This window comes from Bartonella sp. B10 (genome assembly GCF_053794435.1).
Window position 1 is genome coordinate 1,177,501 of the sequence record NZ_CP200030.1, and the last position, 22,978, is coordinate 1,200,478.

General features: G+C 36.0%; 21 protein-coding genes, 3 tRNA genes, 2 rRNA genes and 1 pseudogene (1 of these 27 cut by a window edge). 14 read left to right on the forward strand and 13 right to left on the reverse strand.

Annotated elements, in window-relative coordinates; genetic code table 11:
- The 3 genes from V3565_RS04940 to V3565_RS04950 form a co-directional block, all read left to right on the forward strand.
- Positions 1-27: ribosomal RNA gene (locus V3565_RS04940) — 23S ribosomal RNA — on the forward strand; it begins 2,785 nt to the left of the window's first position.
- Between the two features lie 80 nt (positions 28-107).
- Positions 108-222 (forward strand): 5S ribosomal RNA (gene rrf / locus V3565_RS04945).
- A 111-nt stretch (positions 223-333) separates the two neighbouring features.
- A tRNA-Met gene (locus tag V3565_RS04950) sits at positions 334-410 on the forward strand.
- Between the two features lie 92 nt (positions 411-502).
- Here the strand turns inward: V3565_RS04950 and V3565_RS04955 are convergent.
- Complete coding sequence (locus V3565_RS04955) at positions 503-1,402, reverse strand: DUF2087 domain-containing protein (RefSeq protein WP_455478022.1); 900 nt, start codon at positions 1,400-1,402, stop codon at positions 503-505.
- Between the two features lie 255 nt (positions 1,403-1,657).
- Positions 1,658-2,746 carry a DUF3792 domain-containing protein gene (locus V3565_RS04960; protein WP_455478023.1) on the reverse strand — a complete coding sequence of 363 codons (1,089 nt, stop codon included), beginning with the start codon at positions 2,744-2,746 and terminating at the stop codon, positions 1,658-1,660.
- Positions 2,747-3,707: 961 nt separating this feature from the next.
- Between V3565_RS04960 and V3565_RS04965 the strand changes: the two genes are divergently transcribed.
- On the forward strand, positions 3,708-4,637 hold the full coding sequence (locus tag V3565_RS04965) for an N-acetylmuramoyl-L-alanine amidase (protein WP_455478088.1): 930 nt from the start codon (positions 3,708-3,710) through the stop codon (positions 4,635-4,637).
- Between the two features lie 578 nt (positions 4,638-5,215).
- On the opposite strand, the pseudogene V3565_RS04970 reads toward V3565_RS04965, so the two are convergent.
- Positions 5,216-6,418 (reverse strand): annotated as a pseudogene (locus tag V3565_RS04970) (porin).
- 299 nt (positions 6,419-6,717) lie between these two features.
- On the opposite strand from V3565_RS04970, the gene V3565_RS04975 reads away from it, so the two are divergent.
- The 6 genes from V3565_RS04975 to V3565_RS05000 all read left to right on the forward strand — a co-directional run bounded on the left by V3565_RS04975 (position 6,718) and on the right by V3565_RS05000 (position 10,542).
- A tRNA-Ser gene (locus tag V3565_RS04975) sits at positions 6,718-6,808 on the forward strand.
- A 1,134-nt stretch (positions 6,809-7,942) separates the two neighbouring features.
- Positions 7,943-8,086 carry a DUF7146 domain-containing protein gene (locus V3565_RS04980; protein WP_455478089.1) on the forward strand — a complete coding sequence of 48 codons (144 nt, stop codon included), beginning with the start codon at positions 7,943-7,945 and terminating at the stop codon, positions 8,084-8,086.
- Positions 8,087-8,102: 16 nt separating this feature from the next.
- Complete coding sequence (locus tag V3565_RS04985; protein ID WP_455478090.1) at positions 8,103-8,384, forward strand: toprim domain-containing protein; 282 nt, start codon at positions 8,103-8,105, stop codon at positions 8,382-8,384.
- Between the two features lie 105 nt (positions 8,385-8,489).
- Complete coding sequence (locus tag V3565_RS04990; protein ID WP_455478091.1) at positions 8,490-8,627, forward strand: hypothetical protein; 138 nt, start codon at positions 8,490-8,492, stop codon at positions 8,625-8,627.
- A gap of 546 nt (positions 8,628-9,173) precedes the next feature.
- Positions 9,174-9,506 (forward strand): KTSC domain-containing protein, encoded by a 333-nt coding sequence (locus V3565_RS04995; protein ID WP_455478092.1) that lies wholly within the window; start codon positions 9,174-9,176, stop codon positions 9,504-9,506.
- A gap of 292 nt (positions 9,507-9,798) precedes the next feature.
- Positions 9,799-10,542 carry a hypothetical protein gene (locus tag V3565_RS05000; protein WP_455478093.1) on the forward strand — a complete coding sequence of 248 codons (744 nt, stop codon included), beginning with the start codon at positions 9,799-9,801 and terminating at the stop codon, positions 10,540-10,542.
- Between the two features lie 792 nt (positions 10,543-11,334).
- Here V3565_RS05000 and V3565_RS05005 read toward each other — a convergent pair.
- The 10 genes from V3565_RS05005 to rpmH form a co-directional block, all read right to left on the reverse strand.
- The gene (locus V3565_RS05005) at positions 11,335-11,619 is read right to left on the reverse strand and encodes a HepT-like ribonuclease domain-containing protein (RefSeq protein WP_455478872.1); all 285 of its coding nucleotides are present in this window, start codon (positions 11,617-11,619) and stop codon (positions 11,335-11,337) included.
- 51 nt (positions 11,620-11,670) lie between these two features.
- Positions 11,671-12,162, reverse strand: a complete 492-nt coding sequence (locus V3565_RS05010) for a nucleotidyltransferase family protein (protein ID WP_455478094.1) — start codon at positions 12,160-12,162, stop codon at positions 11,671-11,673.
- Positions 12,163-12,708: 546 nt separating this feature from the next.
- Positions 12,709-12,793, reverse strand: a tRNA-Leu gene (locus V3565_RS05015).
- 112 nt (positions 12,794-12,905) lie between these two features.
- The gene (locus tag V3565_RS05020) at positions 12,906-13,526 is read right to left on the reverse strand and encodes a 2,3-bisphosphoglycerate-dependent phosphoglycerate mutase (RefSeq protein WP_455478095.1); all 621 of its coding nucleotides are present in this window, start codon (positions 13,524-13,526) and stop codon (positions 12,906-12,908) included.
- Between the two features lie 30 nt (positions 13,527-13,556).
- Positions 13,557-14,369: a 4-hydroxy-tetrahydrodipicolinate reductase gene (dapB, locus tag V3565_RS05025; protein ID WP_455478096.1), complete on the reverse strand. Its 813-nt coding sequence runs from the start codon at positions 14,367-14,369 to the stop codon at positions 13,557-13,559.
- A gap of 286 nt (positions 14,370-14,655) precedes the next feature.
- A complete protein-coding gene (locus V3565_RS05030) occupies positions 14,656-15,348 on the reverse strand; it encodes a glutathione S-transferase family protein (protein WP_455478097.1) in 693 nt (230 codons plus the stop codon).
- A gap of 139 nt (positions 15,349-15,487) precedes the next feature.
- The gene (gene yihA, locus V3565_RS05035; RefSeq protein WP_455478098.1) at positions 15,488-16,132 is read right to left on the reverse strand and encodes a ribosome biogenesis GTP-binding protein YihA/YsxC; all 645 of its coding nucleotides are present in this window, start codon (positions 16,130-16,132) and stop codon (positions 15,488-15,490) included.
- Positions 16,129-17,952 carry a membrane protein insertase YidC gene (gene yidC / locus V3565_RS05040; protein ID WP_455478099.1) on the reverse strand — a complete coding sequence of 608 codons (1,824 nt, stop codon included), beginning with the start codon at positions 17,950-17,952 and terminating at the stop codon, positions 16,129-16,131. Before yidC ends, yihA begins: the two co-directional genes overlap by 4 nt.
- Positions 17,942-18,334 (reverse strand): ribonuclease P protein component, encoded by a 393-nt coding sequence (rnpA, locus tag V3565_RS05045; protein ID WP_455478100.1) that lies wholly within the window; start codon positions 18,332-18,334, stop codon positions 17,942-17,944. Before rnpA ends, yidC begins: the two co-directional genes overlap by 11 nt.
- Positions 18,335-18,476: 142 nt before the next feature.
- Positions 18,477-18,611: a 50S ribosomal protein L34 gene (gene rpmH / locus V3565_RS05050; RefSeq protein WP_455476768.1), complete on the reverse strand. Its 135-nt coding sequence runs from the start codon at positions 18,609-18,611 to the stop codon at positions 18,477-18,479.
- A gap of 679 nt (positions 18,612-19,290) precedes the next feature.
- Between rpmH and V3565_RS05055 the strand changes: the two genes are divergently transcribed.
- The 4 genes from V3565_RS05055 to V3565_RS05070 all read left to right on the forward strand — a co-directional run bounded on the left by V3565_RS05055 (position 19,291) and on the right by V3565_RS05070 (position 22,882).
- Entirely contained in the window at positions 19,291-20,385 is a 1,095-nt protein-coding gene (locus V3565_RS05055) for an Mrp/NBP35 family ATP-binding protein (RefSeq protein ID WP_455478101.1), read from the forward strand.
- A 48-nt stretch (positions 20,386-20,433) separates the two neighbouring features.
- A complete protein-coding gene (rsmI, locus tag V3565_RS05060) occupies positions 20,434-21,324 on the forward strand; it encodes a 16S rRNA (cytidine(1402)-2'-O)-methyltransferase (protein ID WP_455478102.1) in 891 nt (296 codons plus the stop codon).
- A 4-nt stretch (positions 21,325-21,328) separates the two neighbouring features.
- Positions 21,329-21,697, forward strand: coding sequence for a YraN family protein (locus V3565_RS05065; protein WP_455478103.1), 369 nt, complete (start codon positions 21,329-21,331; stop codon positions 21,695-21,697).
- 393 nt (positions 21,698-22,090) lie between these two features.
- Complete coding sequence (locus tag V3565_RS05070; RefSeq protein ID WP_455478104.1) at positions 22,091-22,882, forward strand: pyrroline-5-carboxylate reductase; 792 nt, start codon at positions 22,091-22,093, stop codon at positions 22,880-22,882.
- Positions 22,883-22,978: the final 96 nt, after the last annotated feature.

The window sequence follows — 22,978 nt, forward strand, 5'->3', positions numbered from 1 at the left end:
TACTAATAGTTCGATCGGCTTGATCGTTCTCATTTCCTTTATTCATTGATAGCAATAAATATCTAAATAAAATATCCAGATTCTCTTAATTCTATGCTCTTCGCTGACTTGGTGGTTATAGCGGAGCGAACGCACCCGATCCCATCCCGAACTCGGCCGTGAAACGTTCCAGCGCTGATGGTACTTTGTCTTAAGGCACGGGAGAGTAAGTCGCTGCCAGGTCTGCTAAGAGCATAGAATATTCTTCACAAAGTCATAAAATAAAAAATATAGCTTATAGTCAGGATAAATTTAATCCTAGACAGAAATTTAACCTTGTTTTAATCTTTGTAGCGCGGGGTGGAGCAGCCCGGTAGCTCGTCAGGCTCATAACCTGAAGGCCGCAGGTTCAAATCCTGCCCCCGCAACCAAATAAGCACAACCGTTCATAACATTAGTGAAAACGGTTTTGTGTATCAAAAATCTCCGTTAAAATTGCTAATAAAAAATCGCACAAGACAAATTACAAAAAACTGAAAAAAGAACGGCGATAAATGCCGTGGTGACGTTCTAAGTAACCATCATCGACCAAACGACGACGTAAGCGGGCGTAATCATCGCTAAAAAGACTGCAGATCTTTGACATTTCTGCTTCACTATAAGTTTCGTCACATCGGAAAGCGCTAGCAATCTTTTCTAGAATTTCCGGCGTTTCTGATTGTCTATCACTCAGTTCTCTTATATCTTTTTTAGGAAATTGATCTATCTCGTTCCAAATATCAGCGTTGATTTGCCAAATTTGTCTGCTGCCTTCGGAAAAAAGAGTAATTGAGCTTATATTTTGCAAGCGATTAAGACCTTTCCTGACAATTGTAGCTGCTAATTTACTCATAAAACTTATTTCTTTGATTGTTCTTGCTCTCAAAATAATGGTGGCATAAAGAGAGCGCAAATCCTCTGTGGTCATTGCAGCATGAAGAGAGGAAATTTTATACTGCAGCTGCATTCTTTCTTTACCTATAGGCAATTGCGTATCGCGGATCGGTAATTCATTCAATGCAATTAATGCACTTTGCAGTGATTGGTGGCAAGAATATTGTTCCGATCGTGTTCTCTTACGGATCAATCCTAAACCACTTTGACGATATTTATGGCGTTCAGGCAGGGTAATGTCCTCATAACTGTGATCAAGACGGGTCAAAAGCTCTTTCCAAATCGGACTGCGAACACAGTGTACAAGATCATTACCATTACTGTTAACTGGTGCCAACAGCGTGGGTTCATGCAAAACTAGATAGGCGCTTTCAGATAGGTGATCCCATAGTGTTATCACAAAACGAACATCATCCGATAATGAACCAGCGTCAACCCAAGCAAAATCAATCTTGCCCCATGAACTTATCGTTTCTCTATCGAGCTTCAAAAAATTCTTCTTTACAAAAGTGATATATCTTGCATTGTTGTGCAGATCGACCAAGGGATGTAAAGTCATCAATTGTGATAAGATGAGGATGATATTTCTGCAGGTACTTTTTTGTAGTGATATTGCTATTTACGCAGTGGCTGCTTGATGTATTTGATTGGATCTGCAAGATAGATCTCAGAAAGTTTATAACCAAAAAGCTGCAATGGTTTTGCAGCTTTTTGATATGTTTGATACTTTATTAAGGCAAAGTGTTTATGGTTTGAAAGAATCTTTACGACTTTTGTACCCATAATAGCCAAAAACACTTGAAATTATAGCTCCAATCAAGCCTCCTAAGAAGCCCCACCATCCAAGATGAGATGCTGTTTTGACGGTTTTGTCTGCAATATGACGAGTGTCATTTATTGGCATGTCTAATTTTTTAGAGAGTATATTTGCTTGTTGCTCTAAGACTTTTATTGCCTGTTCAGTTTTTGCTTCTGCTGTGTGATACAGGTGAAGTGCACGGTTGGCGATTGTTTGTGCATCGGTGCGTGTCATTCCATTGTTTATGAGGCCATTGATGATGTCACTTTGATTAATTTTTGTTGTAATGCTTCGTGCATAATCAGAAAGGCGATCGCTTAGATTTTTCAAGTAGGTGCGATAGCGAGAAGGATCATTCTTGAAAGCTGTTATCGTTGTATCAATCTCTTTTAGGGCTTTTTGATAGGATTGCTTTAAACGGTCAGGATTGAGAGCAGGGATCTCACTTTTATCGAGAACATTGCGCAATTCGCTGTGTAGTTTGTTAAAATCGATTTCTTCGCCATTCTTTGTACGTAAAAAATTTTCGAAGCTTTTACTGTTTAATTTTGAGAGAAGAGGAATGGCATCTGTTTCTAGGTTAGTGATGTCTTGTTGTGTGGCAGCCATATTCTCTGAGATGGCCTTTGCTCCCAAATTTACGGAACCTGATACAAACAGGATTGTTTGGAGCGCCATGAGAAGTGTTAACAGAGCCCAAGTTAAAAAGCCGTGAAATGCTCCCGAGGCTTCTGCAAAACGTCCAGCAACAAAACTTCCCCCTGCAAGGCTGAGGAGCATAACAAGAAGGGATCCAATGCCAACGGATAGAAAGGTTCCTTCAAAAGGGGATGAAGAGTAAAAGTCAATCTGGGTTAAGCCTAAAGCAGCGACCAGAAATGATAAGCAGATCGAGCTGGCAAGGGTTGTGACAAGTCCAGCAAAGACTGCTGACCATGAAATGGGTACGTGAAAAAGGGGATACTGTTCTTCCAAAGATGGTTCTTTGAGAAAATGCGTATCAAATGATATATCTCCTGGAATACGGGTTTCCATGTGTTTATCTCCTTGAATAATGCCGGAGATACAATGTCTGAGACATCAAATTTGTTCCAAAAAGGGACAATAACACACCAAAACAGACGAAAAATTAAAAAATGTAGAAAATGTGGATGGATAATAGAAGGGGAGCATTTTTTTGCAGTGTTTGATTCTTACTGTTTCACTCTCGGATCATTTATGTATTTGGCATATAATTATTTTGATCATTTAGGACTTTAAGGAGATGAAAGAAGGGTAATAATAACTCCATAGCTTTATTCTAGAAAAAAATGATGGAGTATGCTGATTTAAATATGAAGATATAGGAAAAATTGAAGAAAAAATTCCTATTTAAATATAATAAGTCTTTTTATCTTTGATATTATGCTAGAGAAAAACATTTTTAAATAGTACGTTAGCAAAAATTGAATAAATATACGGCTAATCATTTTTGTTTCAAAAAATCGACACAAAGTTCGTCAAGAAATTGCCGTAAAGTTTTTTTACCATCATTACCTGGTACGTTAAATGATGTTGTGATGCAATAAGGTGTTGCTTGCTGCGTGTTGTTTTATTTTTACACTATAACCATGCGTTGTGTCATATCGATAACAAAAAGGGCTTTATCGCACGCATTGTGTAGATGGACGTTTAATAAGAAGTTTTACAAAGCGTTTCTATATTCTTAGTTATTGGCATTTTTGGTATCCTTTTTAGAAAAGAGTTATCAGCAAGGATTTTTTGTTCTTGTAATAGCTTTTTGTTGTCTTGAAGGCTAAAGATGAATTTTTGTTTGTGTGACAGTTTTGCTATTACAGTTATTCTGTTGTGTAAAATGAAATACTGCGAATGAGAGTAGATAGCTAGAAATATATAGCAAAGAGCTATTCCTGAAGGATGCTATGGCTGTCTTTGGGTACGGTCTATTATAATGCATGATGGTACAAGTGAGTTAAACAAAAAGGGAGATTTTTTTATGTATCAAATTGATTATAATAGTTATCGTTCTATTAAAAGTTTTAATCGTCGTGTTCGTTTCCTTGTAATGCACTATACCTCTATTGATTTTAAGAGTTCGATCACAGCGCTTACAGGATCGGCTGTTAGTGCGCATTATCTTGTGCCCGACCCTTCTGAAAAAACGTATATTGAGGCAGGGTTTAAGGATATGCGTATTTTTAATCTAGTTGATGAAAATGAGCGTGCATGGCATGCTGGTGTTAGTTCGTGGGCTGGGCGCAGTAATCTGAATGATACGTCTATTGGCATTGAAATAGTTAATTTGGCTACGGGTCATACCGATTGTCTTGAGGAAACATATATTGAGGCTCAATTTAAGGATATGCGTGGTGATAAGAGTGAGAATGAAAGATATGTTGCTCGCTTACTATCCGAGGGTGGTCATTTAAATGATACGGCTTCTGAGCTTGGAAAAGCTAATGTAGTTACTTATAATAATGAAGAATTTATATTTCCTCCCTATAATCCAATACAAATTGATGCTGTTAAAGAACTCGCATTGAATATCCTTCAACGTTATCCTGATATTATGCCGACCGATGTTGTCGGGCACAGTGATATTGCTGTTGGAAGGAAAAGTGATCCGGGTGCAGCTTTCCCATGGAAAGAGCTTTATACTGCCGGCATAGGGGCATGGTATGATGATGAATTAAAGGATCACTATCAGAAGCAGTTTTGTAAAAATTTGCCAACGAAAGCAGACATTTTAGCTAAACTAAAACAGTATGGATACGATATTTTTATTGCATGTACAGAGAGTGGATATGCAGATTTAATTCGTGCATTTCAACTTCATTTTCGTCAAGAAAATTATGATGGGATTTTGGATGCTGAAACAGCAGCGATTATTTATGCATTAGTTGATAAGTATTTTCCGTCAAATTAGGTTTAGATCGTCTTTAATTGAAATACGTGTAACTAACTATTGTTGTACTGTTCTTTTGTTAACACTGCACAATGATTTTTGGTAGCTTAGGTTTTTTCAAGAAAAATAAGACTATTTTGGGTATGAAAATAAATACATGTAGAGGAATCAATGGAGAAGTAAGACTAATTCTTTTAGGTAGGTATTTTTTACATATTCAAAAACTATGAAAATTACAAAAATTTTGTTATTCATTTTACAATTAACGTAGTTACTTCAGTTAGCTATTGTCTGTTTCTTATAAGAGATAGACGGTTTGTTTTTAATCATTTTTTAGGGATAATGACATGGTTTTGGTAACGAATTGTCCCAATGGTTGAAGTTTATCTTATTTGAACAATATATGCAGAGTTTGTAAGGCACGATTATCAGTGTTTATTTGTTAATGTACTGAAAATATCATTCGTAAATAATATGATATTTTATTCTAGACAGTAGAAATAAACCTCAAAAAGCATTTTCAAAGTTTTATAAATATCTTCAAAAAATAGAAACCGGTAATTAAAATTACCGGTTTCCAAAAGCATAGTTCTACTAGACTAAAATGAACGCTGGAGACGAATCATACCTTGAAAGGCACTTTTTCCATTCAAAGCGTGCGTATACATTGTCTCACTGTTTGCACCTTTGAGAGTTCTATTATCATTCCAAGAAATATAGGTCAGTTCAGGTGTAAGCACTAATCCTGGAAGCAATGTGTATGAAATATTCATAGAAGCAGCAAGCGTTTTTACAGCACTGTAAGAAATTTGAGCATTTAAACTCGCTTTTGGAGTAACTTTATAAGTTGCACCAACCCAAGTTGCCCATTTACCACCCCAGTTTGCATAGATTGTAGCGTTTTGCCGTGACAGCACATTTTCATCTGCTTTATAGTAATCTGTGTTATTTTTATATCCACTCATTACCCAAAGGTTTAGATTATCGTGAATATTAAAATCTATACGCATTTTATTAGCCTACTTTTGGTAATAAGCATCGTAAGCTGTAACGGTTGAAAAGCCACCCCACTTTTGCATATATTTCATACCAAACAAAAAATTAGGAATGTAATTTTTTATTTTCTTACTTGGGGGAGTATCTTGAGAAACAGTAGCAATTTCATCACTTTCATTAATATAATGGTATACAGCATCGGCAGTGTGAGAACTTGAGGCGTTGCCTAATTCAGTTCCAATAATCGCAGAAAATCCAGTGTCACCACTAAAAGTGTAAGAAGCAAAATTAGTACGTGTATCACCTGCTGGCGCTATGCTGTCATCATTTATGACATTTCCATAACCGCCAGTCCAACTATTAAAAATAGTATCATCAAGACCTAAACGAAAGCCACCAAGTTCAACGTAAGCAGATGAGATCTTTGCACCTGGTTTATCCTTACCGTCACCCCATCCTGAAGATCCTCGCACATATGAACGAAGTGTTCCCCATTCTGTTTCAGAAGCAGTTTGAAAAGCAAGAGTAAATTGCATTGATGCATTGTAGGTTTTTTTACTTTTAGTTAAATCAGCATCAGTTGTTGCATTTATGTTTTTACCACCAATAAGGTTAGCACGGACATTTCCTGATATACGTACACAAGTTTCAGTGCCAGGAATGTAAAAATATCCTTTTCCGTATGCATCGCAAATGCGAACATATTCTATACGCTCTGGTTTTTCAGCAATAATTGCAGATGCTTGCGCTCCAGAAATTGCTACAAAAGTCGCGGTAGAGCTCAAAAAGAGGGATTTAATATTCATAATGAATCTCCAATAGCTAAATAGCCCAATTTTGTTAGAGAATACTACTTATTCAACTCGTTAAAAGATAGAATAAATGATATAATTTTATGAGCTGTAGTTATGATGATTTTTTTCAGATATACAAATATGAAATTACTTTTTTGAAGGGTATACATGTATTATTCAAGGGAATATGGTAAAAAAATCACACATTTGCTGATTTTTATCTGATTGGGCTAATAAATTGTATCAATAAAAAAGAAAAAAAATCGAAAATGTCTTGAAATTTCTTTTGATACCATTTATGCACCGCCCTTGGAGAGGTGGCCGAGTGGTCGAAGGCGCTCCCCTGCTAAGGGAGTAGGGCTCAAAAGGCTCTCGAGAGTTCGAATCTCTTCCTCTCCGCCATTGACCTTAAACTAACTTTCCCATGCCTTTTGATGGCATAGCATAAAAAGCTCGGTTTTCACGGGCTTTTTTGCTGTGTGTAATTAGCATATTCTCTATCAAGATACCCTGTTTTCTATAGTTTTTTCCTGAAAAACACCATACTTGGATAAGCGAAGTGTGGAGATTTGAGTCATAAGAAATGGAGAGGGTAGCAATTGATAAGCCTATGTTTATTAATATTGTTATTAATTATGTAAGCTATTGACCTTAGAATGATGGCAAATATGATTGTTGTGGTTTTTATAATCTGCAAATGTATTGCTGTTATAGCTGTTGTATATTTTGGAGAATTTATGAAGAACATGTTTTAATTATTATTTTTGTTTTTTCCGGTTATGACTGATTTTTGGATTATCCTAAGTAAATTAATCTCTTTTGTTTGAGAAATTTTTCAGTAGCTCTGCTGTTTGTTAGGAGAAGCTCTTTTGCTATTTGCTATGCATATCTAAGTGAAGTTATAAATCTAATAGATTGTGTCGTTACTAACGCTAATAGTATAGTAATCAATAAACTTGATTGAAATATAAAACCATTCAACATGAATAGCAGTTAAAAATGAAACGTAAGTCACGTTAGGAATTTGTGATTTTTATGAAAGGCTTGGAAAGAGCGTAATGTTTTTGTTGTATCTATAAGGATGTTAGTAGCTTACAAATTTTATGACTATGATAATATTAAGTGTATTCTGATTTATGATGGTGTAATGCTTTTTGAAGCTTAAGGCATGTTAAGCATACGTCATTTTTTGAAATAAGCAGATCTATATAAACAGAAGAATCGTTATTGCATACATTGCTGGTTTGCTATTAAGAATTTAAAAAAATACCTTTTGTTAGCATAGTCATGATTTGTGGTGTGGATGGCTATTAAGCAATATTGTGCAATCAAACTATAATTTTATTATTTTAGTACTGCCAAAATTATTTATAAAAATGCATATTTATGCTTATACTATGCAGTGTTGCGAGCTTGTTTCACATATTGTACAATCCTCTTCTTGTGTTATGGATAGTACAGTGATTAACTGCCTGTTTTTTATCCAGCGTTCAATCATGAAGCTGTCCTCATCCATCGGGTTTTGTTCTTCCCGCGATGATTTCTCTTGTAGAAGGTGGACAATCTTTTGCTATCCATAGAACTGATTTGTGTGAAGATGGCACGAAAGCTAATGTTGAGCCACAGAAGGCGATGTTGGGATCTGTTACAGGTGGAGCAGTTCGTTTAAGTAAATCATGATGGACAGCATTATGTTGTGTACGAAGGGATAGAAACGGGTCTTTCTTTACTCTCTGGGTTGCTTCATGAGCCTGTCGATCTTCTGGCTTCTCTTTCTACAAGTGGGATGAAAGCACTCAGTTTATCAAGCATAAAGGCTCGCCTTATGGTAGCGATGGATGGGGATGAAGCAGGCATTACAGCAGGCTTCGCTCTTGCGGCACGTGCCTATCAAAATGGTTTGCCCGTCTTCATGCTAAAAGCTTCACAAGGCAGAGACTTTAATGATGTATTACTTTCTCAAGGGAAATCATTATGACCCAGAATAAAAAATAATATATTCTTAACACCTATTCCTCATAAAGAAGCACTTCAAAGCCATGGGTGGAATAAACCTCAACCCATTAGAATGAGTCTCCTTCCAGTGGAACCATTCGTTCCCGATATGTTTCCAGATACATTATGTGATTATGTTTATGGCATTGTCGATCGTCAACAATCACCAGCAGATTTTGTAGCAGTTTCTACTCTCTGCGGTTTAGCTTCACTTATAGGCGTTTAGATTGATTGAAGCTATGTGACTGCATGATCTCGATAAAGAGATTCACGGTTAAATTTCTAGAAATTAAGAATACAACAAGCGCTATTGACTTAAAGCGTTACTGTCCTGCTCATTTTATTCCTTATGAGATTAAAAAGAAATCAGTGTTATCTCTCCAAATAGGATTGAAATATTTTATCAATTATTAAAAGAGCTATACCAAAATCATTTGATCATTATAATCAAATTCATAACTATAATGCATAAATAAATTACTATAATCTATAAAATTATAGCATGCAAAAAGCTCATTATTCGCGCTTTGATGCTTTAAAACATTCAAATAAAATCGTGAATATAAATTCACTTAGTATTTTATCAAAATATATTATTTGACAATTAATGACTCATTATCATAAACAGGATTTGCTATTTACTAAGTGATTTGACGGAGGCGTTGTCTCATTTTCGTGAAAAGATGCTAACGCCACGTAATTAGAGCATCAGCTTCAAAATAAGAGCCAATACTTACAGAATAGTTGTTCTTAATTTTACTTCGAGAAGAATATGAAAAAATTATCTTTTGTCTTAACGATTTTGATAGGAAACATCTTGGCTTCAAGTGTTGCTTCGGCTGAAACAGTGTATGTTAAGTACCACGGGGTTGTAGACTTAGATAATTTCCAGTGCCAGTCTACAATTAGTTCATTTGTCCACCGTATTTGTTATCAGCCACAACAAAATTATGTAGTGGTGCTTTTGAGGAACACTTATTATCATTATTGTCGAGTTCCTTCCTATGTCGTAGAAGATTGGATGGTTTCACCTTCGAAAGGTAGATTTTATAATCGAAATATTAAGGGCAATTTTGATTGTCGGCTAGGTGGAATACCTAATTAACTCATGTGTCAAATACCATTATCAAAGGAAATATATCCATAAAAAAATTGTTTGCTGTTTTTGTGATTAAATAAACTTATTATAACTTCAAAACGAAATAATTGATATTTATTTTTGACTTAAATGCGGATTTAAAAATAATTAAATAAGAGTTTTAAAAATTTGTATAACAATCAAAAAGAAATTTTTGAAATTGTTGCTTTGAAAGAAGGCTCAGGAGATAGAGTTAATGTATTTTCCCTTACGAAACGTGTTATTGGCTATAGCTATTATATCGCAAACTACGGCGTTTGTGTCATGTTTAAGCGTAAGGAGTGCTTGTGCTTCAGAGGTAGAAGATGAGTTTCTTCCACATGATATTGTTACACGTTCCGAACTAAAGGAGTACGATAAAGCATACAGAGAATATGTAAAGAGAGAATACGCGCCAGAAGAACATGCGAAGAAGCTAAAAATAGCGAGGGAATATATTCGAGACTATAGCTTATCCGGTTTTCATTGGGTTTTTGATGAACCTAGAGACCGTCACTTAGTCTTTACTGTATGTAAAGCATTGCGAGCTCTATTGGAACCTAATGGTGTGGAACGTATGGATAGGATTTTTAGTAGATTTGAATTTAAATTGGGGCCTGATGATGTAGTAAGGGTGTTGCGCAGGAATTTTGGTTGGAGCGACTTTCATTTTAGGTGGTTGGATAACGAAGTTCTTTCAAAAGATCTAGATATCATGCGATCTTTAGGGGATGCTGGAGATCGTTCTCAGCTTTATTTAATGGAGTACTTAAAGGCTCGTCTGGTTGCGGATAGATCACTAAATTCTCGAAATTGGCTTGAAACATCAAAATTGTATAGAAAATATCCTACTCTTTGTTTAGCTATGAAAGAGGTTCAGCATATAATGATGCCGGAACGCAAAAAAGATATTCGCTATAAAATTGGAAGATTTTTTGATCAACTCAGAGTCAGGCTAGTAAAGTCGCTCTTTGTAGATCTTCTTCAAGAGGAAGATATTCTTCGAGAGTTTTTTATGAAATGACGATTCCATGATTATAAATGATGCAAATGATTAGGTTTGTGAGATTATGGGAAATGCGCGTTATCCTCTCGAATTATTCCTGAGAATGATTACGGTTAGTTTGGAGACATGCAAAATTGTACAGATCCTTTCTCAATTAGATATCAAAGAAGAGTTTTTAGAAAAAGAAACGCCTTTGAAGCTAGTTGTCTAAAAGAACTATCGTTTTCATTCTCTTCTCTTAGAGATGGAGAGCGCAAGGACAACAAATATGGGGAAGATCTGAAGAAAGTTTTAATTGATTGATATAGCGATAATCAAAACAGTAAGTGAGAGACTTATTCTTTGATTTTAGAGTCTGTTAATCTTTTGCGACCATTCTCTTGTGAAGGAGGAGGGGCACAGCAAGATCGGTCGTTGCTGGTTTTTTTGATTATTATTTTGATAGCAGGTAAGGTCTGCAAATGATCTTTGAGAATAGATAATTACTTTACAATGTAGTAAACTGATGTAGCATCAGAATTTTTTATAGCGTTACCAGCGGGAAGGAAAAATAAATTATTAGTAAAGACCTCTTCCAGAGAATAATAAAAATAAATTGAAGCGGATGTAAAAGCTATTTAAGTGAGATTTTCTTGTTATTATTATAGCAAATATTGATTAATATGGTGTGATTTTTGCCATATATAGCTCATTTATTATCGGTTCATTGATATTATTGAAGCAGTATATAAATGAGCTTTGAAGGAATGTTTTTGGTAAATCATTATCCCTACACTCAAACTAAATTCTCTTCTTTATAAAACCACTTTTTCAGGGATAGCATTTAAGTATATCTGCTGCTGCGTTGCGCAGTTCTGGAAGATTCCTGAATACGATATTACGCACGATCTTTGGGTTAATATCATCACCTAAATAATCATGAACTATTAAATTTCTAAAACCCTTCACCTTAGACCACTCGATATCTGGATATTCCTTTTTGATGTGATCTGGCAATTTATCAGCTGACTCTGAAATTGTATGTAAATTCCGATAAAGAATATCCTTGAAAGCATCATGGTCTTCGGTTTCATATTTTGCGCGGAATCGTTCAATACGCTAAAATATGTTCAGCATAGCGTTGCCACGCCTTTGGATCTTGCTTGGTCATAATTTAATTGCTCCATCAAGAATGGATTTCTTAAGCCGTTTATCAATCATTTCAAGGCGTACTACATCAACGCGACGTTTCCCAAACATTTCTTGTAGTTTGCAAATAAATTCAAAATCATCTTCAGAAAAGGGTTTATTTTCAGGAAATTCAACCAAAAAGTAAATTCGGATACGGGTTATTCCATATTTCTTGGCGAGAGATAGAATGTCATGGCGGCGTGCATGAGCAAGATCCTTGGTCGAATTATAAGCCCCTGGCTCAGATGCACGACATGCTGCATTGATTAAACGATTATATTCTGATGGTGACAGGTAATAGCCAACTATCCTACCATAACTCTTGACTTCAATTAGTTCACTTGGCACTTCTTGATTGCGTCGTCCTGGATTACTGAAAAATTCTGTTGCTGTGAATGAAAGCACAGTACAATGCTCCTTTTCAATAAAAGGAGCTAAAATGGCAAAATTGTCAATATTTCCGATCATGAAATGATTCAATGATTCTCAGCTTTATTCATAAGGTAATGTTAGAACTTGAAAGAAAAGTAGCTGTGAGTCTACATGGTTTGTCACCAATAAGTAAAACCGCTGTGCTGAAGCAGAAAGATCAATGAATTCACGAAATGTTATTGTTTAGAATTACTTTGATGTGCAAGAAATTATAAAATTCCTGAAAGTGCAACCCTCAAAACCCCTTTTGGAGTAGTTTTGAAGGTTTTGAGAGTTCGTATTTTAGCCAAAAGGGTTTTTATTTTAGCCAGAACAGATATCATTCACTAGTTATCTATACGGTCATACAAATTTGCAAATTTGATATTTTATTTATGGGATTATTGTTAAGTTTTGAATCTTTGGTGTGGAAGGTTTTTTTACGCTAGCAATCGTTTTTAGAGAGCATAGTTGTAGATTTCCAATAGCTTGTTTAGAGTTCCGCTTAGCACTTTCAATCAAGCAATAAGAGGTGGATTGTTAGGTGGATTAAAAAATAACAAAAATGACTAAATTATTAATTGTGCATTATCGAAAATAAAATGGTGCCCTGAAGAGGACTCGAACCTCCACGCCTTGCGGCACAGGTACCTGAAACCTGCGCGTCTACCAATTCCGCCATCGGGGCTAGAAAATCTATCTAAGTTTATGAAGCAACGCTATCAATAAAATTATAGAATTTATTTCTTAATCTAAAAGTACTAAATTAGACTATTTTTGTCTATTGCGATTTTAAAGATTTAAGACGTGATGGTTATTTTTGATGAAATTGTTGAATCAGGATTGAATGTATAAATTATAGGAATACCAGTTGCTAATTCTTGAGACATAATTTCTTCGCCATCTAGACCTTCAAGTGCCATAATCAGAGCACGAAGAGAGTTACCATGTGCGGCAATCAAAACAGTTTGAGAGCGCAAAATGTGAGGTTGGATATGATAGAGATAATAAGGCCAAATACGTGCACCAGTATCGCGTAGGCTTTCTCCATTAGGTGGTGCAGTAGCATAAGAACGACGCCATATTTGCACTTGTTCTTGCCCCCATTGCTGACGAACTTCATCTTTATTCAGACCAGATAGATCACCATAATCACGTTCATTTAATATTGGCGTTTTTATCAATTGCAAATCTGATTGTCCCATTTGTTCTAAAATGTGCTGGGCTGTTTTTTGCGCTCGCTGTAAGGCAGAGGTATAAGCAATATCAAATTTTAAACCAGCTGCTTTGAGATTTCTCCCTGCTGTTATTGCTTCCGTATGTCCTTTTTCTGTTAAATCTGGGTTTTTCCAACCTGTGAAAAGATTTTTTACATTCCATTCGCTTTGTCCATGACGGATTAATACAAGCGTACGTTCCATTATGAATTTCCTACGTTAAGTACTTATTGTTTACAAGTGATCATCTAATCCCAAAACATTAAGCATTGAATAAAGTCCATTTTTTTGTTTCTTTGCCCATAAAGCTGCTTTTAATGCACCATTGGCAAAAATTGAGCGTTCTTGCGCTAAATGTGAAAGAACAATACGCTCATTAGAGCCAGCAAAAGTAACACTGTGGTCGCCAATGATTGTTCCTCCCCGTGAACAAGCAAAGCCAATCGTGCCTTTTTTACGCTTGCCGCTACATCCGTCACGTCCACTGACACTAACATTTTTGAGGATAACATTACGACCTTCAGCTGCAGCTTGTCCAAGAAGAAGAGCTGTTCCAGACGGAGAATCGACTTTGTCAGAGTGATGCATTTCATAAATCTCAATATCAAAATCATCAGATTCTAATGTTTGAGCAGCTTTTTTTACAAGGTTAGACAAAAGATTAACTCCAAGACTCATATTGCCGGATTTAACAATAGTTGTGTATTTTGCAAAATTTGCAATTTGTTCGTCTTCTGTTTTGCTAAACCCAGTTGTTCCGATAATATGAACCAAGCCTTTTTGAGCAGCATAGTTAGCATAGAGAATACTAGCTTGTGGTTGAGAAAAATCTAAAATACCTTCCGTATTGGAGAAGGCGTTTTCAGGATCATCGGTAATACGAATTCCAAGATGTTTTGAATCAATTAATTTGCTGGCATCTTTTTCTACAAAAGGAGATCCTTTACGTACCAGAACAGAACAGAGTTCTACATCATTCCTGCTTTGAATAGCTGTTATTAGCTCGCGTCCCATTTTTCCATTACCACCAACAACTGTTAGGCGCATATCGTTCTCCTTTTTTCCGGTTGAGTATAGGCAAATTTTCTTCTTTTCTTCAACTGTTCTTTATTCTATTTAGAAAGTTCTATATGAAGAGAGAAAATTTTTATTTCTTTGGTTATTTGAACTAATATTTTCTTTATATAGGTTTGTGACGAGCGACACATTTATTAACAAATGATGCGAAAGACATGTGGATGTATATAAAGCCATGAAGTTTACTGTATCAAAAGTATATTATGAGCATGTTATCCATCAAATATTATTTTTTACTTTCGTCTGGGAAGAAAGATCAAAAATCAAGGTCTGCATAATGAGGACTGGCAGCAATTCCTCGAATGCGATCTGTTAAGAGAGAGCGAAAAGAGGGACGAGATTTAATTCGCATATACCAATCTTTTGTTACAGGAAATTTTTCCCAGTCAATTTCTCCTAAAAAATCAAGTACAGAAATAGAAGCTGCGGCTGCTAAATCTGCATAAGATAATTTAGAGCCAACTAGCCAGTCGCGAGATGCACAGAGCCAATTTAGATAGTTCATATGTGGTAAAATATTGGCACGTGCATTGCGTAAAATTTGTGAATTAGGGGCGCCACCGCCAATAGCCAGTGGCATTTCACGCTTATAGATTCGTTCTCGCACAATATGGCGTATAGCTTCATTTTCGAATTTATTTAAAAACCAGTCGTTGAGACGGCGTACCTCAGCACGGTCTAAAGGGTTTTGTGGAAATAAATTATTTTCTTGTCGTAAACTTCCACGTGTTTCATCCAAATATTCCAGGATAACAGAAGCTCCTGATAATGGAACTTCACATTCAGAAAGCAGAACTGGTACATTCCCAGCTGGATTAAGCGCAAGAAATTCTTGTCTTCTTGCCCATTCATGTTCTTCAATTAAGTGAGAAGATATATCATATTCGCCAAGGACAAGGCGTATAAAACGGGAAGAAGAAGATAAAGGAGAATGAAAAAGTGTCAGCATAGTTTACGCTACCAAATAAAGTTAATCAATTCTTTAAGTAACAGAAGTTTTTATAAAGATGCTTTATTGGAAGCACAAGGTTGTTGGTATTTGTTCGCAATTATGTTTAATAAGATATCAATAGAATGAATCTATTTTATTATGTTACTGCTTGTAAAATTGCTGCGCGTAATTCTTCTAAACCTAATGCCTTTTCTGAAGATGTTGTTAGAATCTCAGGGTAAGCTGCTGGACGTTTTAAGAGCTTCATTTTTGTGGTTATTACCAATTTGTCAAGTACACTTGATTTGATTTTATCGCTTTTTGTCAAAACAATTTGATAAGATACAGCCGCTTTATCAAGAAGGTCAAGAACATCTGAATCGTTCCTTTTAATTCCATGACGCGAATCAATCAATACATAAACACGTCTTAGAGTCGTTCGACCTCGTAAATAGCTAAAAATCAAAAATGTCCACGCATCAACTAGACTTTTTGGAGCTTCGGCAAAACCATATCCTGGCATATCCACAAGTGCCATAGGAGGTAAATCTCCTTGCTGTCCACTGAAGCCGTCAGGCACAAAATAATTAAGTTCTTGTGTACGTCCTGGTGTATTTGATGTACGTGCTAAGCTCTTTTGTTGGACAAGCGCGTTTATCAAGGATGATTTGCCAACATTGGAACGTCCTGCAAATGCAACCTCTGGCGGACCTTCAGGTGGAAGAAATTGTATCGTTGGTACACTACGTATAAAAATCCAATTACGAGAAAAAATTCCAGAAAATGGATGACATTTTGTCATTTGTGTACTTCTTTCGGAGGTGATTTACGCCAAATAGCTTTCAGATTATCGAAAAGCTCAATTTTGGCACCTTGACGTTTCATCATGATACCTTGCTGAATTATCGACAGTATATTATTCCATGCCCAATAAATGACAAGACCAACGGGGAAGGAAGCGAGCATAAAGGTAAAAATTATAGGCATCCAAGTAAATACTACAGCTTGCGTTTGATCTTGTGGAGTGGGGTTCATGCGCATTTGTAAAAACATTGTTATCCCCATTATTAATGGCCACGCACCAAGCATAAGAAATGCTGGAACTGTATAAGGCAATAGGCCAAATAAGTTAAAAAGAGAAGTTGGATCAGGTGCTGCTAAATCTTGAATCCATCCAAAGAAAGGTGCGTGCCGCATTTCTATTGTAATATACAGGACTTTATAAAGAGCGAAGAATATTGGAAATTGAATCAACATGGGCCAACATCCTGCAAGAGGATTAATGTTTTCGGTTTTATACAACTCTATCATTGCTTGTTGTTGTTTGATTCGATCTTCTGGATATTTTTCTTTAATTTCAAGCAGCATTGGTTGTATAAGCTTCATCCGAGCCATAGATTTATAAGACTTATTTGCAAGTGGAAATAGCAGTATCTTTAGGAGAACTGTAACAAGAAGAATAGCGATACCAAAATTGCCTGTTTGCTTGTAAAGGATATCAATGAGGGAAAACATTGGTTTTGTAATGAAATCAAACCATCCCCAATCAATTAAAAGAGCAAATTTCTGAATTTGTAGCTTATTTTGATAATGATTAATTATATCAACTTGTTTTGCCCCAGCAAAAAGATGATTTGTAACAGTTTTTGTTTCATTAGGAGCAACAGTTAAAATCTCACCCAGTAGATCAGATTGATAGTGAGTGTTCAGGTGATCAAAATAAATAAAGCGACTTGTATATTCTTTATTTTGTGGAGGGATAACCGCTACAGCCCAATATTTATCAGTAATGCCAATCCATCCTCCTGTAACTTTGGAAAAAGTTATGCTTTTTTGGCCATTATCGGGATTTGGGCTAAGTTCTGCTAGATTTTGGTACTGCTCGGTTTTGAGCGAGTTACCTGCAATACCAATCATGCCTTCATGGAGTAAATAGGTTGCGTTTGTATGCTCTGGTGGAGCTGCACGAGCAACTCGAGCATAAGATGAAAGATATATTGGTTGATCGCTTTCATTGCTGATAGAATCTTCAATAGTAAACATGTAATGATCATCAACTGAAAGGGTACGGCGAAAAATCTGTCCTTGTCCGTTATTATAGATTAAGGTAACGGGTGTTGAAGGTGTCAGTGTTGTATTGTTTTTCTCTATTTGCCACTCTGTATCAGGTTGTGGTAGTGCTTTTGCAGGTAAAGATGAACTGGTAAAACCAAACTCAGCAAGATAAGTCGTTTTAAAACCTTTGGGATTTAACAACGCAATATTTGATGACTTTTTATCCGCTGTTAAGTGATATTTTTTGAGAAAAAGGTCATCAAATTGTGCACCTATAAGATTAACTGATCCTTCTAATTCATTGGTTTTAATTGCAATACGGTTTGTTTTAGCTAATTCAGCATTCCGAGTTTCAGGGGTCATCGGATAATTTATTGTAGATACTGATTCGTATGTTGGTGCAACGTTAGAGAAATTTGTATTCGCAATTGTAGGCGCTAATTGCTGTATGACTGCTTGTCTTTGTTGTCGTTCATTTTGTGTGGGTATAACATAAAAAAAATTCCATGCCATAAGAACCACAAAAGATAAACCAATGGCGATAAAGAAATTGCGATTATATTCCATTTGTATTACCTTGTTGCCGTTTCTTAGACTTTGTTTTTTGCTTTACGCGTCTGCTTAATTCGCTTATCAAAGATGTAAAGGGTGCATGTAGTGCATCAGAGTGTGCTACAATCACATAATCTGTCCCTGCTTCCATGTTACCTGTTAAACCAACTCTAACTGCTTCGCGCAAGCGTCTTTTTATACGATTGCGTTTTACTGCATTACCATTTTTGCGTGTGACGGTGAAGCCTACGCGAGAAACAGGAGGATGCTTCGCTTCTGCTGTTTGTTCACGAGATTTGACTTCAAGCAGAAATAAAGGACCACGTCGTTTCTCTCCTGTGCGTGCAGCTAAAAAATCCGCTCTCTTACGAAGACGACAGGGATATTTTCTTTTCATTAAAGGACGTTTCAAAATTTTGCAAATACCCACAGAAGCAGGAATAAAAGGTTAATAACAAAAATTCCATAACAAAAAAGTGATGAAAACTGCTATATTTTCCGAATGAACAATATCCAACTTGTCATGAAATTTTAAATATTTAAGTAGATAATCGCTTCCGACCACGAGCACGCCGAGCTGCGATGACCTTACGGCCACCAACCGTTGCCATGCGTGCACGAAATCCATGACGACGCTTACGGACAAGTTTAGAGGGTTGGTAAGTACGTTTCATTTATTTAAATACCGCGGTGTGCGGCCCTTCTTAGTTCCATAGGCATTTTATGCACTACAGCAAACAATCTTACTCTTATTGAATGGTAGCTAACCCATAAGGAAAAACATAAAAAAAGTCAATCTTAGATTATTTTTCTATTTTTTGAAAAGAGACAACAAATGTTTGTCATCAATTCGTTATCTTTTTTCAAGAGAATAACTATTTGTTTTATCGATTCAGTTCATGGTGATGACTGTAATGTCTGCGATGTACCGCAGATGAACGACAAAGGCGCTAAAAGGCTAAGGGAAGAATAGTGCTTTATTGTTATATGGTGATAATGAAGTACTAATCTTGATACAAGCCGCTACATTTCTGCATAAGAAATTTGCGGATTTTTGGCTTTTAAAGCACGTAGAAGATAATTTTTATGAAGTGTGACAGGAACATTTTTAAGGTGATTGTGCGATAAAGTATGTTTTATAAGATTTCGTAATAGATTTTACATTCATAGTTTTTTATTAAGGGCTGGAAGTTTTTTATTATAGGTTGGTTTGGTATTTTAAAAATGATGAGGTATGAGATGGTTACACTTTATAAGTTTCATACAGAAATAGGAAATATGCAAATGATTAACCTAAGAAATTTTGGATTCTTATCGCTGTATTCTCTGGCATTTGTATAGAGAGGAAAGAATGTGACTTCTATCACAAGTGAAGCTATCCGCAAGGAATTACATAAAGTCAAAGTATTGGGTTTTGAAGGCGATATTGTATCGTTGGGGCTTCTTTCGGAAATATTGATTGCTAATGGCAAAGTTTTCTTTTCAATTACAGTTCCTGATGGGCGTGTACAGGAATGGGAATCGTTGCGTCGTACTGCTGAAAAAGTAGTGTGTTCTATAGATGGGGTTGAGTCTGTTTTTATTACGCTTACAGCAGAAAAAAACTCACAACCATCTTTTAAATCACATAAAGATGCAATTTTTTCTTCACATAAACGCCGAGCAAACGCGTTACCTGTCAGAATGCCTATAAAAGGAGTGAAGCATGTGATTGCAGTTGCTTCTGGAAAGGGGGGAGTTGGTAAATCTACAACAGCGATAAATATCGCTTTAGCTTTGCAGGATGCTGGTTTCAAAACTGGTTTGATGGATGCAGATATTTATGGTCCATCTTTACCGCGTTTGACAGGACTTATTCATCAGAAACCACAACTTGTTGGTGAAAAAAAGATTCAACCGATTGAAAAATTTGGTCTTAAACTGATGTCGATAGGATTTTTGGTTGAAGAAGAAAAACCACTAGTATGGCGTGGTCCTATGGTGATGGCAGCAGTAACACAGTTGTTGCGAGATGTTTTATGGGATCCTCTTGATGTTTTGGTGGTTGATATGCCACCAGGTACAGGGGACGCGCAATTAACACTTACTCAACAGGTACAGTTGGCAGGTGCACTGATTGTTTCTACTCCACAGGATCTTGCTTTGGTTGATGTTCGTAAAGCAATAGAAATGTTTATGAAAGTTGGTGTTCCCATTTTAGGTCTTATTGAAAATATGAGTTATTTTATTGCTCCTGATACTCAAAAACGTTACGATATTTTTGGCTATGGTGGTACGCGTGCAGAAGCAGAACGCCGAGATATACCTTTTTTGGCAGAAGTGCCTCTTGATGCAGCTTTACGGTCTTCTTCAGATAATGGTGTACCAATATTTGTTGCTAAGCCTGATGGAGATCAGGCCAAGCTTTATCGTGCGATTATTGATCAAGTGAAAAATAGATTTTTTTAAGTTTGTATTTTTCTATTAGGGTTTGCTAATTATTAATGAAGGAAGGGCATGAGTGAAAAATCATATTTTATAGGCGCTCATGCTTATTTTGCACCCATTATAGAACCAGCTCTTTACTTAGTGGCAACGCCTATAGGAAATCTTGCAGATATAACTATTCGCGCTTTACAAGTGCTTGCAGGTGTTGATATTTTGGCATGTGAGGATACGCGTGTAACGCGTATTTTGTTGGAACGTTATGGTATTCAGAAAAAATTATTTCTTTACCATGAATATAATGCACAAAAAGTAGGATCTAGGTTATTAGCTGCTCTAGCAGAAAATAAATCTGTAGCACTTATATCGGATGCTGGAACGCCTCTTATTTCTGATCCTGGCTTTAAGTTGGTAAAAGAGGCTCGTGAAGCTGGTCACAAAATCATTCCGATTCCTGGCGCATCGGCTCTTTTGGCTTCTCTTGTAATAACAGGGCTTCCAACGGATAGTTTTTTCTTTGCAGGTTTTTTAAGTGCGCGGAAGGTGCAACGCCAAAAGCGATTGAAACAATTAATAACTATCCCCGCAACTTTAGTTTTTTATGAATCTCCTCATCGTCTTGTCGATGCTTTGCAGGATATGGTTTCTATTTTTTCTGCTGATCGGCCTGCTGCAATATGTCGTGAATTAACAAAAAAGTTTGAAACGGTGGATGTTTCCAATTTAGGCAATTTGTTCGAAATCTATAAAAAACAAGCGCACATTCGTGGAGAAATTGTTGTACTTGTTGGGGAAGCATTAACTTCTTTGGAAGTGATGAACAAGGAAGAGATTGATGAAATGTTATTAGAATTGGCGAATGTATATTCCGCTGCTAAAGCAGCGGCTTTGGTTGCAAAAAAAACTGGTTTAAAAAAGCAAGAACTGTTTCAGCGATTAACTTTTTTAAAGAATATGTTGTGAGATTATGCAAAAAGAACACAGAAAAAAATCTTTTTATCGAGGTGTTCGTGCAGAAAAATGGGCAGCTTGGTGGTTACGTTTCAAAGGATTTCACATTGCTGAAATTCGTTTTAAAACAAAATGTGGTGAAATTGATTTAATCGCGCGGCGTGGAAATCTTGTTTTAATAGTTGAGGTAAAAGCACGTTCAACACTAGCTGAAGCAATGGCTGCGGTTTCTAGGATAAATGAAAAGCGTATTGAAGCGGCAGCTGATATTTGGTTAGCGAGACAAAAAGATCATTCCCTTTTATGTGTACGATTTGATTTGATTGCGATTTTACCATGGAGGTTCCCGCACCATATTCCAGCATTTTTCACGGCTGATAAATAAGAATTTCTATACTATACAAGTTATGATAGATAAAAAACATTCCATTTTTATGTTAGGTGGTAATTTTAGCATATTAGTAAGGAATGGGATATGGATAATTATGAAAAATTTGCAATCGATTTGTGAATTGTTTTTGTAGCGCTAATTTATCAAATCGTTAATGGTAATGCATATTATGCTTGTAAATAATCTAAGTTTTTTATTTATCTTATCATCAAAATGTTGTTGATTAAATTTCTCGTTTGCAATTCTTTTTGATAAGTCAAAATCTATTTAGTACTAAATTATTACTGCTATGTGATGCGTTGAATTTTTCAATTAGGATTTATGTGCGTGAAAATGTGTGAAGTACCAGTTCAATTCTATTTAAAATCATGAGAGCGAGTAGTAAAAATGAAGATTGGCTTTTTAGGAACAGGTAAGATTAGTGCTTCAATGGTGGATGGCTTGATGGCAAGCGCTTTTAACGTTCTTTCCATTATTGTTTCGCCGCGTAGTGAAAAAATAGCAAAGCACCTTTCACATACTTATAATAAGGTTACAATTGCTGAAAGTAACCAAGCATTATTGGATGCTTGTGATTGCGTTTTCCTTTGTCTACCCAATCAAACTGCTGAAGAGATTTTGCGTCCTCTTCGTTTTCGTCATGAACAACTTGTCATTTCTGTGCTTGCTATGGCAAAAGCAGCAGAAGTGGAAGGATGGATCAATCATAAGGTTTATCGTGCTGTTCCTCTTCCTTTTGTAGCAGAATGTAAAAATTTGACTCCAATTTATCCAGATCATCCATTTTTACGTACTTTATTTGATGCGTTGGGTGGTACATTGGTACTTGATGCAGAAGATCAGTTTGATCTTTTTATGACTGCTGGTTCATTAATGGGAGTTTATTTTAATTTTATAGAAACTGCGCATCAATGGTTTATAATAAAAGGGTTAAAAAAACAGCAATCAGCGGATTTTCTTGCCATGATGTTTGGAAATCTTACTGATGAAATGCGTAAAATTACAGCAACTTATGGTTCTGCATCCCTTGATTTTGCATTGCTTGAGAAAGAATTTTCAACAAAGGGGGGGACAAACGAACTCTTATCAAATTGTTTTTTTCGCCAAGGGGGAAGGACAGCTTTAACAATAGCTCTAGAGACTACTTTGCAGAGAATGAATGCTTTATCTAAAAATTAAAAATACTTGATCTATATTTTCTTCTCTAATCTACACGGGTAGGACATTAGTGCGATTGTTCTATTTGTGTGAACACAGCATTTTAAAAATTGTCTG